This is a genomic window from Cypionkella psychrotolerans (assembly GCF_001294535.1).
GTDB lineage: Bacteria > Pseudomonadota > Alphaproteobacteria > Rhodobacterales > Rhodobacteraceae > Cypionkella > Cypionkella psychrotolerans.
The window spans coordinates 202,443-214,793 of the sequence record NZ_LGIC01000061.1; the positions used below are offsets into that span (position 1 = coordinate 202,443).

13 protein-coding genes are annotated in these 12,351 nt (G+C 59.3%); 9 read left to right on the forward strand and 4 right to left on the reverse strand.

The annotated features are described in order from the left end of the window. The 9 genes from AKV04_RS12170 to AKV04_RS12210 all read left to right on the forward strand — a co-directional run bounded on the left by AKV04_RS12170 (window position 1) and on the right by AKV04_RS12210 (window position 7,043). Window positions 1-1,605, forward strand: a complete 1,605-nt coding sequence (locus tag AKV04_RS12170) for an FGGY-family carbohydrate kinase (protein ID WP_054006680.1) — start codon at window positions 1-3, stop codon at window positions 1,603-1,605. Between the two features lie 38 nt (window positions 1,606-1,643). Next, entirely contained in the window at window positions 1,644-2,237 is a 594-nt protein-coding gene (locus AKV04_RS12175) for a hypothetical protein (RefSeq protein ID WP_054006681.1), read from the forward strand. A gap of 86 nt (window positions 2,238-2,323) precedes the next feature. Then, window positions 2,324-2,938, forward strand: coding sequence for a ribonuclease D (locus tag AKV04_RS12180; RefSeq protein ID WP_054006682.1), 615 nt, complete (start codon window positions 2,324-2,326; stop codon window positions 2,936-2,938). Beyond that, window positions 2,919-3,881: a KpsF/GutQ family sugar-phosphate isomerase gene (locus AKV04_RS12185; protein ID WP_054006683.1), complete on the forward strand. Its 963-nt coding sequence runs from the start codon at window positions 2,919-2,921 to the stop codon at window positions 3,879-3,881. Before AKV04_RS12180 ends, AKV04_RS12185 begins: the two co-directional genes overlap by 20 nt. Beyond that, complete coding sequence (locus AKV04_RS12190; RefSeq protein WP_054006684.1) at window positions 3,881-4,483, forward strand: hypothetical protein; 603 nt, start codon at window positions 3,881-3,883, stop codon at window positions 4,481-4,483. Before AKV04_RS12185 ends, AKV04_RS12190 begins: the two co-directional genes overlap by 1 nt. A 12-nt stretch (window positions 4,484-4,495) precedes the next feature. Then, entirely contained in the window at window positions 4,496-4,987 is a 492-nt protein-coding gene (locus AKV04_RS12195; RefSeq protein WP_054006685.1) for an LptA/OstA family protein, read from the forward strand. Further along, complete coding sequence (lptB, locus tag AKV04_RS12200; protein ID WP_054006686.1) at window positions 4,987-5,739, forward strand: LPS export ABC transporter ATP-binding protein; 753 nt, start codon at window positions 4,987-4,989, stop codon at window positions 5,737-5,739. Before AKV04_RS12195 ends, lptB begins: the two co-directional genes overlap by 1 nt. Window positions 5,740-5,963: 224 nt before the next feature. Further along, entirely contained in the window at window positions 5,964-6,539 is a 576-nt protein-coding gene (gene hpf / locus AKV04_RS12205) for a ribosome hibernation-promoting factor, HPF/YfiA family (protein ID WP_054006687.1), read from the forward strand. Between the two features lie 36 nt (window positions 6,540-6,575). Further along, window positions 6,576-7,043, forward strand: coding sequence for a PTS sugar transporter subunit IIA (locus tag AKV04_RS12210; RefSeq protein WP_054006688.1), 468 nt, complete (start codon window positions 6,576-6,578; stop codon window positions 7,041-7,043). On the opposite strand, the gene AKV04_RS12215 is transcribed toward AKV04_RS12210, so the two are convergent. The 4 genes from AKV04_RS12215 to AKV04_RS12230 all read right to left on the reverse strand — a co-directional run bounded on the left by AKV04_RS12215 (window position 7,040) and on the right by AKV04_RS12230 (window position 12,348). After that, complete coding sequence (locus tag AKV04_RS12215) at window positions 7,040-8,434, reverse strand: nodulation protein NodH (protein WP_235815625.1); 1,395 nt, start codon at window positions 8,432-8,434, stop codon at window positions 7,040-7,042. The two genes, AKV04_RS12210 and AKV04_RS12215, sit on opposite strands and share 4 nt — an antisense overlap. A 1-nt stretch (window position 8,435) precedes the next feature. Beyond that, window positions 8,436-10,133, reverse strand: coding sequence for a DUF5927 domain-containing protein (locus tag AKV04_RS12220; protein ID WP_054006689.1), 1,698 nt, complete (start codon window positions 10,131-10,133; stop codon window positions 8,436-8,438). Beyond that, window positions 10,130-11,119, reverse strand: a complete 990-nt coding sequence (locus AKV04_RS12225) for a glycosyltransferase family 2 protein (protein ID WP_407638432.1) — start codon at window positions 11,117-11,119, stop codon at window positions 10,130-10,132. The genes AKV04_RS12220 and AKV04_RS12225 overlap by 4 nt, the downstream gene beginning before the upstream one ends. A gap of 62 nt (window positions 11,120-11,181) precedes the next feature. Further along, entirely contained in the window at window positions 11,182-12,348 is a 1,167-nt protein-coding gene (locus AKV04_RS12230) for a glycosyltransferase family 4 protein (RefSeq protein ID WP_054006691.1), read from the reverse strand. Between the last annotated feature and the right edge of the window lie 3 nt (window positions 12,349-12,351).

Genomic DNA, 12,351 nt, shown 5'->3' on the forward strand with positions numbered 1-12,351 from the left:
ATGTATCTGATCGGCATTGACGTCGGCACCGGCAGCGCGCGCGCCGGAGTATTCGACGCAAAAGGCGTAATGCTGGCGTCGGCCAAAGCCGATGTGACGATGTGGCGCGAGGCGGGATCTGTTGTCGAGCAATCCTCGGATCAGGTCTGGGAGGCGGTGTGCCAATCAGTGAAGGGTGCGGTTGCGGCTGCAGGGATTGATCCTTCGGACGTGGCGGGTATCGGCTTTGACGCCACCTGCTCACTGGTGGTTTTGGGCGCAGGCGGTGTGCCGCTGGCGGTCGGGCCATCTGAAGACCCGAACCGCAATATCATCGTCTGGATGGATCACCGCGCCTTACCGCAGGCGGAGCGGATCAATGCCGCTGGGCATGATGTGCTGAAATATGTGGGCGGCGTGATTTCGCCGGAAATGGAGACGCCAAAGCTGTTATGGCTGCGCGAAAACCGCCCGGAAATCTTTGATGCGGCCCATGATTTCTTTGATCTGGCAGATTTCCTGACGTGGAAAGCGACGGGAAGTCGCGCGCGTTCGACCTGCACCGTCACTTGCAAATGGACCTACCTCGCGCATGAAAAACGCTGGGATGCGAGTTACTTTCAGCAGATCGGACTGGGCGTTCTGGCCGATGAAGGCTTTGCGCGTATCGGAACTGAGATGGTGGAACCCGGCACCGCGCTGGCGCAAGGGCTAACCGTGCAAGCCGCCAATGACCTTGGACTGCGCCCAGGAACTCCGGTCGGCGCTGGCCTAATTGACGCCCACGCAGGCGGTGTCGGCACCGTGGGCGCGATGGGCGCGGATGCGACCGAGAATATGGCTTATGTCTTTGGCACCTCGTCCTGCACCATGACCACCACGGCAGAGCCGCAATTCGTCCCCGGCGTTTGGGGGCCGTATTATTCGGCGATGCTGCCGAACATGTGGCTGAACGAGGGTGGCCAGTCGGCTGCCGGAGCCGCGATTGACCACTTGCTGAAGCTGCACCCCGCCCATGCCAACGCGAAAACTGCGGCCAAAGCTGCGGGGCTGCCGTTGGCGGTCTGGCTGGCCAATCAGGCGGGAGAAGCCTCGGCCACTCCCTCGGATGCGGTTGATCTGGCCGGGGGGGTGCATGTGGTGCCGGAATTCTTGGGCAACCGCGCGCCGTTTGCTGATCCGCACGCCCGCGCGTTGATTGCGGGCTTGGGGATGGAGGAGGATTTGGCGAGCCTCGTGCAGTTGTATGTCGCGGGTTTGTGCGGCATCGGCTACGGGCTGCGGCAGATCATCGACACGCAGACCGCGCATGGTGCGCCGATTAACCGGGTGATGATCAGTGGCGGCGCGGGTCAGCATGATCTGGTGCGGCAGGCGCTGGCTGACAGTACAGGGGTGACTGTGGTGGCGACCGAGGCAGAGGAACCTGTGTTGCTGGGTTCGGCGATCTTGGCGGCGGTTGCGGCGGGGCTGCAAGCCTCGATTCCGCAGGCGATGGCAGCGATGTCTCGACCAAAGCAAAGCTTTCCGCCCAGCGCGGGGCGGCATATTGCCGTGCATGACGCCCGGTATGAGGCGTTCAAGGCGTTGCAAACTGCGGCGCGTCTGCTGCGCAACACCGCCTGAAACGACGGTCAGGACCCCAGTTCTCCGCGCGAAGCTGATTGATCGGCGGCAAGCTGCCGCTATTCTGCGCGTATGGCGATGTGTTCCGGCTGTTTGCGCAGACCGCGGATCATAATGGCACCAACCTGAACCATATGGGGGTGTCGTTGGTGCTGAGCGGCGAGGATTGGTACACGGCGGAATCCGGGCAAGGCGGGCCGAGCAAAGGTTATGACGCGATTGAGCGGAAAAAGCGCAGCTGGAAACCTGCGTCGTTGCAGGGCTGGGTGAATATAAAGGCGCTGCTGACGGCGGGGGCGGCGCTGCCCTATTGGCTGGGCGGCTGGTGGGAGGTGTTCGAGGAGCCCTTTGACACATGGTATTACTACTTCGGCTCGAATGGCAAAGTGCTGTGTACGACGATACAGCCCGCGTCGCTGAGCGCACCGCCCGCGGGCAGCCCTTTGGTGGGGAATTTCCATCTGAAGGGGATGTTCGGGGTTGAGGTCAGTTGGCAAAGTGCCGATCCGAATGAAAGATTTACGCTGGGTGAGCAGAGCTCGGAAAAGCGCAAGTTCACCATGCTGGGCACCAAGGCGGGGACGATCCAGAAGATCAAGGCGACGCGGATGATGATTAAGGGGCTGCTTTAGAGCTGAATTGCCGCAAACTTCCTGCGGGCGTTGACCCTGTGCCGCCACAGGGCTAATCCGGTGCAACCCCTGTAAGGATTACGCGCTTGGCCATTCATCTCTACCAAAACGACCTGCCCGCTGGGCTGAAACTTGGCCGGGTTGTGGCCATTGATACCGAAACCATGGGGTTGAACCCGATGCGGGATCGGCTGTGTCTGGTGCAACTGTCGTCGGGTGATGGCAATGCGCATCTGGTGCAGATCGCCAAGGGGCAAAAGTCAGCGCCGAATCTTGAGGCTTTGTTGACTGACCCTGCAGTGATTAAGTTGTTCCACTTTGGCCGCTTTGACGTGGCCGCGATGAAGCAGGCGTTTGGGGTGACGACCGCGCCAGTGTGGTGCACCAAGATTGCGGCGAAGTTGATCCGCACCTTTACCGATCGGCATGGGCTGAAATACTTGCTGAATGAGCTGGTTGGCGTGGATGTCTCAAAGCAACAGCAAACCTCGGATTGGGGGTCGGTCACGCTGACCGAGGCGCAGAAGGAATATGCGGCGTCGGACGTGCTGTATCTGCACAGACTGATGAAGGCGCTGGAGGCCATTTTGATCCGCGAAGATCGGCTTGATCTGGCCCAGCGTTGCTTTGATTTCCTGCCCACCCGCGCCGAGTTGGATCTTTTGGGATGGGACGAGCCGAATGACCTCTTCCACCACTGATCTGCTAACCGCTGGCCAACGGGTGGTCCGGCGCGAGGCCGAGGCTTTGCTGATCTTGGCCGATCATCTGGGGCCTTCGTTTGCGCAGGCGGCGGAAGTGATCATGGCGGCGACCGGGCGAGTGATCGTTTCGGGCATGGGGAAATCCGGCCATGTCGCGCGCAAGATCGCGGCGACTTTGGCAAGCACGGGCACGCCCGCGCATTTCGTGCATCCGGGCGAGGCCAGCCACGGCGATCTGGGGATGCTGACCAAGGGCGATGTGGCTCTGGTGCTGTCGAACTCAGGCGAGACGGTGGAGTTGGCGGATATCATTGCGCATACGCGGCGGTTCGGGATTCCGTTGATTGCTGTGGCCGCGCGGGGGGATAGCACGCTGGTGCGGCAAGCTGATGTGGCGATTTTGCTGCCCGATGCGCCGGAAGCTTGCGAGACGGGGATTGTTCCGACCACCTCGACCACGATGATGCTGGCTTTGGGCGATGCTTTGGCGGTGGCCCTGATGGAACACCGCGCCTTTACGCCTGAACATTTCCGGCTGTTCCATCCCGGCGGCAGGCTCGGCGCGAAACTGCTGAAGGTGCGCGATCTGATGCACACCGAACTGCCGCTGATCGACGCGACCTCTCCGATGACCGAGGCATTGCTGGTGATCAGCCAGAAGGGTTTCGGCGTGGTCGGCGTGACCGAAGCAGGGGCGTTGGTGGGGATCATCACCGATGGCGATTTGCGGCGGCATATGGATGGGCTTTTGAGCCTGATGGCGGGGGCGGTGATGACCCGCAGCCCCGCCACGGTGGCGCCGGATGCTTTGGCGGAAGCGGCGGTCAATGTGATGAATGACCGGAAGATCACCTGTCTGTTCGCGGTGGACCCTGCGGCACCGGGGCAAGCGCTTGGCATTGTGCATATCCATGATTGTTTGCGCGCGGGGGTGATCTGATGGCGATTCCGCGCCGGGATATGTGGCATTCTAGGCTGGTGTCGGTGCTGAAGGTGCTGCTGCCACTGATCGCGCTGGCGCTGCTATCCACGCTGTTTTTGTTCTCGCGCAAGATCAACCCTGAAGATGCGATCCCCTATGCTTCCGTCGATGTGGAAGACCGCTTGCGCGATCCGAAGATGACGGATGCGGGGTTTGCAGGTATGACCTCGGACGGATCATCTTTGACGATTGCCGCGGGTGAGGCAAAACCGACGGCAGCGGGTGGCGCGTTGAAACTGGTGCAGGGGCTCCTGCAAACACCGGATGGTGCGAAAACCGAACTCGCCTCGGCTGCGGTGGCGCTGGATTCTGCGCAGAAGATGATTGAACTGACCGATGGCGCAGAATTGCGTGCCTCGAATGGCTATGTCGTGCAGGCGCAGGGCTTTGGGGTTTCGACCGCCGACACCCGCGTCGAAAGCCGTGGCGCGATCAGCGCGGTTGGTCCCGGCGGGCAGTTGACGGCGGATCACATGATGCTTTCTCAGCAGGCTGCGGCGGGGCCGTATCTTCTGGTTTTCAACGGCAAGGTGCGGCTGCTATACCAGCCCAAGAGATGACAGGATTTTGCAATGCTGCTTCGTAATATCGCCTTTTCTGCCGCTTTGGCTTTGACCTTTTCGCAGACCGCTTTGGCCGAAGGGGCGCAGGTGGCTTTTGGTGGACTGAAAGGCGATCCCACCGCACAGGTTGAAATGAACGCCGACACGCTGACGGTGAACCAAGCCGATGGCACGGCGGTGTTTTCTGGCAATGTCGTGGTGTCTCAGGGTGCGATGAAACTGTCGGCCAATGAGGTGCGCGTGGCCTACGGCGCGGACAAGACCAGCATTGAGACTTTGTATGCCTCGGGCAAGGTGCTGCTGGTCAACGCCTCTGATGCGGCGCAGGCGGATAATGCGGTTTATACCATCGCAAGCGGCGAAGTGGTGATGACCGGTAACGTGCTGCTGACCCAAGGTCAGGCCGCAATGTCGGCGGGCAAGCTGGTGATTGATCTGAAAACCGGCTTGGGCCGCATGGAAGGCCGGGTGAAAACCACCTTCGTGCCGGGGAAGAAGTGATGCTTGATCTGGCGGTTACCGATGGCGATGCGGGCCTGTCGATCCGGCATATCCGCAAAAGCTACAAGCGCCGCCCGGTGATACGCGACGTGTCGCTGCATCTGAACCGGGGCGAAGTGGTGGCGCTGCTGGGGCCGAACGGCTGTGGCAAGACGACGATGTTTTACACCATCGCTGGGTTGGTGACGCCGGAAAGCGGACAGGTCATGATCGACGGGCGCGATGTCACGTCTTTGCCGATGTATCGCCGTGCGCAACTGGGCATTGGCTATCTGCCGCAAGAAGTCTCAATCTTTCGCGGGCTGTCGGTCGAAGATAATATCCTCGCCGTGCTGGAGATCCGAGAGAAGGATCACCACAAGCGCCGCGAACGGCTGGAAGAATTGCTGTCCGAGTTTTCCATCACCCACCTGCGCCGCGCCCCCGCGCTGGCCTTGTCGGGGGGCGAGCGTCGCCGAGTCGAAATCGCCCGTTGTCTGGCGGCTGATCCGAAATATCTGCTGCTGGATGAACCTTTCGCAGGGGTTGATCCGATTGCGGTCGGTGAAATTCGCCATCTGGTGCATGATCTGAAATCGCGCGGCATCGGCGTGTTGATCACCGACCATAACGTGCGCGAAACCCTAGAAATTGTGGATCGCGCCTATATCCTCCACGATGGGGTGGTCCTGAAAACCGGCACCGCCGAGGAAATCGTTAAGGATGAAATGGTGCGCCGGGTCTATCTGGGCGAGAATTTCCGCATCATCTAGCGCAAGTTTAACAATGGCGTGACAGCCCTGTTGACAAGTGCCCCCCTGCATCCCCAAATGATAAGGATGCGAGCCCATTGCGCCTTGCCCAATCAGACGGAAGCGGCCCCCAAACGGCCCCGCGACTTGTGGCGATTGGTCTCGTTAACTTGCTGTAAATCAAAGAGTGTCAACCCTTCCGTGTGTTGCGGAAGTCTATGACCCTATGCGCTAAAGGAGGCATCATGCGCTACCAGATCAGTGGAAAACAAATCGACATCGGCGAGGCTTTACAGACTCATGTGAAGTCCGAATTGGGTGAGGTTGTTGAGAAATACGCTCAACGCCCAACTGAGGCCGTCATCGTTTTTTCCAAGTCGGCGCATGAGTTTGTTTGCGAATCGGTGATCCATCTGTCGACCGGGCTGAACGCCCAAGCCAAGGGTCATGCAACCGAGATTTACGCGGCGTTTGAATCCTGCCGCGAGAAAATGGACAAGCAGTTGCGGCGCTATAAGCGGCGGATCCGCAACCATCACCACAGCCGTCCGGTGCCGGTTGAATTCGGCGAAGGCTCGTCCTATATCCTCGCTCCAACCGAAGAACCGGAAGACGATGACAACGCGGTCGCCCAGCCGATCATTATTGCCGAGATGGAAGCCAAGATTCCGTCGATCACCGTGGGTGAGGCCGTGATGCAGCTGGAACTGACCAGTCAGAAGTTTCTGGTGTTTCGCAATGAAGGACATGCGGGCGTGAATGTCGTATACCGTCGTGATGACGGCAATATCGGCTGGATTGACCCGCGCAACACCAGATAACGTAAGCCGAATGGCTGCGGAAGGACGAGACGCCGGATGGACCTTTCTAAACTGCTGATACCGGGTGCCGTCCGGGTTCTTGGCCAACTGACCAGTAAGAAACGCCTCTTCCAAGAACTGGGAGAGGTGACTTTTCAGGCCTATGGCCTGTCTTCGGCGATTGTTGTCGATGGCTTGCAAGAGCGCGAAAGTCTGGGGCCAACCGGAGTCGGCAACGGCATCGCTTTGCCCCATGCGCGACTTGAGGAAATTGAGAAAATTTTTGGCGTTTTCATCCGGCTGGAAAAACCGCTGGATTATGAAAGCGTGGATCGTCAGCCGGTGGATCTGGTATTCGGTCTGTTTGCACCGAAGGATTCCGGGGTGGAGCACCTGAAAGCGCTGGCGCAGGTGTCGCGCACCATGCGCGATCCGGGGATTTGCGCCAAGCTGCGGGCAAATACCGACCCGGACAAGCTCTATGCGATTCTGACTGAGGCGAGGACGCCGCAGGTTGCCGCCTAGGCCCAGTTTCTAAAGCCGAAGCCTTCGTAATCGCGCCAATAGGCTTCGCGTGCGGCGGCCTCAATATCGGGGCCGTATAGCTCTGCCAGCAGGTAGGGGTGTTTGTCAGCCACCGCGGGCAGCGGTTTGGCATCAAGACCCAGATCAGCGCAGAGATGGGTCAGACCTTCGTTCAGTTTGTCTTCACGGATCAGCAGGTCAGGGCTTTGTACCTGCGCGAAGCCTTGGATCAGCGCGCCTTGCGAGGCGATTTGCGGCATCACCCGCAACTCGGTCCGGCCTGCCAGAACGTGCTTGATCAATTCGAGGAACACCAGAAATCCGGCGCGGAAATCTTCGACGGTCTCAAACGGTTTGCCCTTGGGCGGTAGCTGGAATTTATGCACGCGCTTCAAGTAGGGCCGCAGTTCGGGCATCCATTCTTTGGCGGTGAAATCACACCACGCGGTGTAGGCGCGGGCCAAAGGATGGCGGAGAACGGTGAAACTGCGCTGGCCGGGATGGGCGGCTTTCCATTTGCGCAGAGACTGGCGGTCAAAACTGGGCAGCAGCGGCCCGTAGCTTTGCAGCCATTTCTTCAACTGCGCCTCTGGCCCGCATTTGATCGGCATGAACAACAGATCGGCTTGTTCTGAGGCAATATATTGCGCGACAGCGGCCAGCCGGCGGGGTTCAAAATTCGGCACATGGCTTTGGTTGAACCAATCCAGCGTCGCCAGACCCTGCTGCATTTCCAGCGGGTTAGAGACTTTTTCCGAAATCGCTTCGGGGTTTTGCTTTTTGAAACGGAAGTCGAGGGCTTCGATCCGGGCGGGGATGCCGAGGAAACTGGCAAGGCCATTCAGGACGTCCAACTCACGAATATCTTCATAATCAATGTAATAGGCGGTCTGCCCCGTGGTTTGCAGGGCATGCACCAGCTTGCCTTGGAACTGTTGCAACTGGGCGATCCGGGTGGTGAACTCATCCAAATCAAAACGCGGGCGCACGGTTTTCAGATGTTTGGTGTTCGCCATCCACCACTGATCGCTTTCCTTGGCGATCTTCCAGCTGATAAAACTTTCCAGCTGATTGCGGGTCAGGATGATCTTGGCGCAGGCGCGGTCGGCCAGCACCAGATCAAACACCCGTGGATCGTGATCGGAGAAATAGCGAAACCCCGCCAGCCCCTTGGTCTGCGCCCGCATCGCGCGCAGAAATCCAGCCGGGTCGGCGCTGCGCCCGGCGATGTCGATGCCAAACATCTCTTGCTTGCTTTCGCCCCCGATGAAGAATGGGTTAAACGCCTCACCATGGCAGGATACACCATCGATGGTGTTCAGATTGGCCTCAAGAAAATTCGATCCGGTGCGCATTTCGGCGAAGATCACGAAAGAGCTAAATGCGGTCAAATCACTTCACCAGATAGGGGCGGCCACGCCGCGAGGTCGAGGGGCGCGGATCGTCGCCCGTGGGAAAATCGCCCATCAGCACCGGCTGCATGCCCTGATTGCGTAGGTTTTGCAAGAATTGGCCAAAGCCGGTCAGATCGGCCAGACGCGGCGCTTCGGTCAGACGGCGCATCGCACGCGGACTGATTTCATCAACGATGGTTTGCAAGGGTTCCATCGGGTTTTCAACAAACTCGGCCAACGTCCAAGTGCGCACACGGGCTTTGACCCAAGGCTTGCGGAGTTCATTCAGATACTCTGCCTCAATCTTTTGCAGACGGGCGGCTTCCTTGCGGATTTCGCCGAAGTTGCTGTTGGAGTGGAACAATGGGATCGCCCAAGCCCCTGAAATCACAGAGATTTGCGCGTTGGGATCACCCGCGATGAAGTTGGTCAGCACTTGGCTGTCATCCGGGCCGAACTGAAAACACTGCCGCTCGCCGCGGGTGTTCCAGATCAAGTTGGTCAGAAACGAGGTCGGGTTATAGTCGCGGATGGCAGCGGAATCGCAGACCGCACCGTTGTAGATTTTCTCGCCACCCGCGAATTCAATCCGGTCTGCGGCGAACAGATGGCCATGCACACGGGTTCCGGTGGCCTTGCCGAGCCAGATTTCAAAATTATCGAACAGATCGGCGAAGCCTTCAAACACCGAATAGGGCGCTGCGGTGCGGCCATTTTCCCAGTTTTCGTTGGGATGGCGCGACTGCATGTACAGGCCGGGGCGGCCTTTTGTGCGCCGCTCGACCGCTTTGGCGAACAGGCGGTCAATCTTGCCGGGGTTCGGCTCTGCCGCCGCTTGGCCACCGGGGTCACCTGACAGAAAGGTTTTATAAAGCCGCCCCGCATGCGGCCAGATTTTGCGGGCGACAAAGCAATCTGACCTGCGCAGCAATTGCAGATGGTCGTCGTAGAAAATATGCGGTTTGCCCTGAAAATCGAACTTTGACAGCGTCAGCGAGCGGCTTTCGACATTGGCCGAAACCTGCCGCACCAAGGTTTGAAAATAGCTTTCGTCGGGAATCCAGACGCGGCGGAAGTAGCGGTCGATTTCATCTCGCTCGGGGTTTTCCAGAATGGCGGACAGGGTTTGCCGGGTCAGGCACCACCACTGGCTACCTAAGTGCGGCACGATGCCCGCAGGGATGCGACGGCGGAAGCCAAGGCGGCGTTGCAGGCGGACGTAACCGTCAAACAAGCGGCGTTTTTTGCGCCAACTGAACGGGAAGCGCAGAGTGAAACGCTCTACATCAAGGCCGCCAATGGTCCAGCCGACATCTTCGGTGGTGACGGATTCGATGAAATCGGTGCGCGGACGATCAGTGAGATAGGCCACCATTTCTTCAACCGGGCGCAAAGGCAGGCAGGAACCTGAAGCCAGGTAGACATGCCGTACCTGCGGAAAGTCGCGCAGCATGATGGTGGAGGCCTCTTGCGTGGCGGCGACAATGCCCCAAGTGCCCCATTCGCAGGCATGGCGGCCAGAAAATCTGATATTATCAAGGTCGTTCAACGCCTTGACCAGACCGTCATAGGCCTTGCGCTTAACCCGTCGATCCACATGAATCACCACCGGGCAACCGCGCACTGCCCAATGCCGCGCCACCTGTGCCGCGCGGTCAAATGCCGTGTGGCACAGCATGACGATGCCAACGCTCATGCCCAGTTGCCTTTCGACATCAGGCCCAAAATCTCCAACTGGCGCCAGTTGATGTATTTCTCACTCCACTTGCACCACAGATCAGGCTGGGTGCTGATCCCGGCGCGGTAAGCGCGGTATTCATGGCTGTTGGCGTAATGCTGGCGACGTTCCATTTCTTCCTCGGCCTTATGGGCAAAGGTATCGAGAAACTTGGCATGAAGCAGGCAACCGGAGGCTTTCTCGCCGCCCCATTCATCATAAACCTGATTCAGGCCTCGCGGCAGCAGCATGTGGGTCGATGACACATAGGCGTAATCGCGATCCCACTTCACCAGCGGAATTTTGTTCAGGGCAGGCGCGCGTTCGGGCAGATCCTGGAAGAACATCCGCAGGCGCGGGCCGCCTTGGATCCACAGATTGCCGAATTTCTTGTTGCGGTGGATGATGTAATTGCCAGAGTCGAAATAAGACGCGACCTCAAATGGGTCTTGGTCTTCGGCATAGGGGGCGGCGTCAAACGGGCCTTTGGGATACATATCCAGCAGCATCGCCGAGAAAGATTTGATCGAGGAGGCATCCAGCCAATCGGTCAGCGCCCGCAACGGACGGGTGTCGCAGAATGGGTAGACGAAGAATTCATCTGGATCGACGATCAGCGCCCAGTGGCCGTGAGCGTATTTGTTTTGCAGATAGTTCAGCCAATCCACCCCGAAGCGGGCGCGTTTGTAGCTGTGCTTGGTGGTCCAGAGCGAGACATCGGGCTGTGCTTGCAGATATTCGCGGCTGCCATCGTCGCTGTCATTGTCGACGATAACGAAATGATTGACGCCCAGATTGCGGTAATAGCGCAGGAAATACGGCAACCGGATACGTTCATTGCGCAGGGTGGAGAACAGCAAGATATGATCGGGTGCGATCAGATTGGTGCGATCTACTATGCCACGCAGCTCCCGCCGCTTGCGAAAAGCACGGATTCGCCAGCGCTTGCGCGCCAGCCGCAGCATATATCTTGAGAATACACCCACCCTATACTTCCACTTGCCCCGTGACCGTCCTTAACGGGGTATCACATCCTGCTTAACACAAGCTTGAAATGTTCCGCCCAGTTTGGTGGCGTCTTTACCGTCCTTTTCGTTATCCCAACCTTGGCCAATCGGCTGATTGTTTCCATCCAAGAATAACTGTCCGTAACGTCAAGGTAAACTGCGAACTCCCCCAGAAGCTCTTGAAATACCGGCAAATCAACGGCGACAACCGGGGTGCCTAGACTAGCAGCCTCCAGCGCGGGGATGCCGAAGCCCTCGGCAAAGCTTGGAAAGAGTAAAGCTTGCGCGCCTTGCAACAGAAAGGCGATCTGGCCATCGGTTAGGCCAGCACGTTCCTGAACCGGGGAATCATCGGGCAGCGCATCCAACCGGGCGAAGACCTCGGCGTTGGACCAGCCGCGCCCGCCAAGGATCAGCAGGCCGGGGGGCTCGGGCATTTGCGCCCAGAGGTTCAGCAGCAGGGCGTGATTCTTGCGCGGCTCGATGGTGCCGAGAGTGACGAAATACGGCTGCGCGGGGATGTCAGTGGCGATGGGTTGCGCGACGGGAACGCCCAATTTGGCGGTGATGCCATCCGGCACGCGGCCCAAGCGCGCCAGTTGCACCTCGGTCTGCGCGCGGGTGGCTTGGGTGGTGTGGATCACCAGATCGGCGTGGATCGCCACCACCTGCATCTTGCGACGGAAGGGGGCCACGGTATCGGGGCGGGCGAATTCGGGATGATCAAGCGGGATGGTGTCATGCACCAACACGGCGATTTTCAGGCCAGCAGCGCGGATTTGGCGTAAGACCCGGTCGTCCAGATTGGCGTGACCCGTGTTGAAATAGCTGGAGCCGGGGGGCAGGTGGCGCTTGAGCAGACGCGCCAGACCGCGCTTGGTGCAGCGGGCGATGGCGAGACAGCGCAGGGCGGCCTCGGTCCGACCGCGCGCGGGGTCACGCCGCCACGCGATGCGGCCAATCAGGTCACTGCGGGTTAGGTCAAGCGTACCATCGCGCAAAGCCGCCATCGCGGTGCGGTCCAGCAGCAAAAGGCCCAGCGCTGTCCGCACCAGACCCAAGCACGGTGTATCCAAGCGCAAAAACTGATCAAGATAGGCGAACTCAACCCGGTCAACCCCGGTCATCGGTCCCTTGCCCAGACGCGACATCAGCCGCGTCAGGTCAAGCAGCCGCGCCGGGACCACCGC

What these genes read in the sequence shown, in the direction of transcription:
- hpf (WP_054006687.1), top strand. Translation starts at nt 5,964, where the DNA reads ATGCGCTACCAGATCAGTGGAAAACAAATCGACATCGGCGAGGCTTTA.
- AKV04_RS12195 (WP_054006685.1), top strand. Translation starts at nt 4,496, where the DNA reads ATGCTGCTTCGTAATATCGCCTTTTCTGCCGCTTTGGCTTTGACCTTT.
- AKV04_RS12210 (WP_054006688.1), top strand. Translation starts at nt 6,576, where the DNA reads ATGGACCTTTCTAAACTGCTGATACCGGGTGCCGTCCGGGTTCTTGGC.
- AKV04_RS12220 (WP_054006689.1), bottom strand. Translation starts at nt 10,133, where the DNA reads ATGAGCGTTGGCATCGTCATGCTGTGCCACACGGCATTTGACCGCGCG.
- AKV04_RS12185 (WP_054006683.1), top strand. Translation starts at nt 2,919, where the DNA reads ATGACCTCTTCCACCACTGATCTGCTAACCGCTGGCCAACGGGTGGTC.
- lptB (WP_054006686.1), top strand. Translation starts at nt 4,987, where the DNA reads ATGCTTGATCTGGCGGTTACCGATGGCGATGCGGGCCTGTCGATCCGG.
- AKV04_RS12190 (WP_054006684.1), top strand. Translation starts at nt 3,881, where the DNA reads ATGGCGATTCCGCGCCGGGATATGTGGCATTCTAGGCTGGTGTCGGTG.
- AKV04_RS12170 (WP_054006680.1), top strand. Translation starts at nt 1, where the DNA reads ATGTATCTGATCGGCATTGACGTCGGCACCGGCAGCGCGCGCGCCGGA.
- AKV04_RS12225 (WP_407638432.1), bottom strand. Translation starts at nt 11,119, where the DNA reads ATGCTGCGGCTGGCGCGCAAGCGCTGGCGAATCCGTGCTTTTCGCAAG.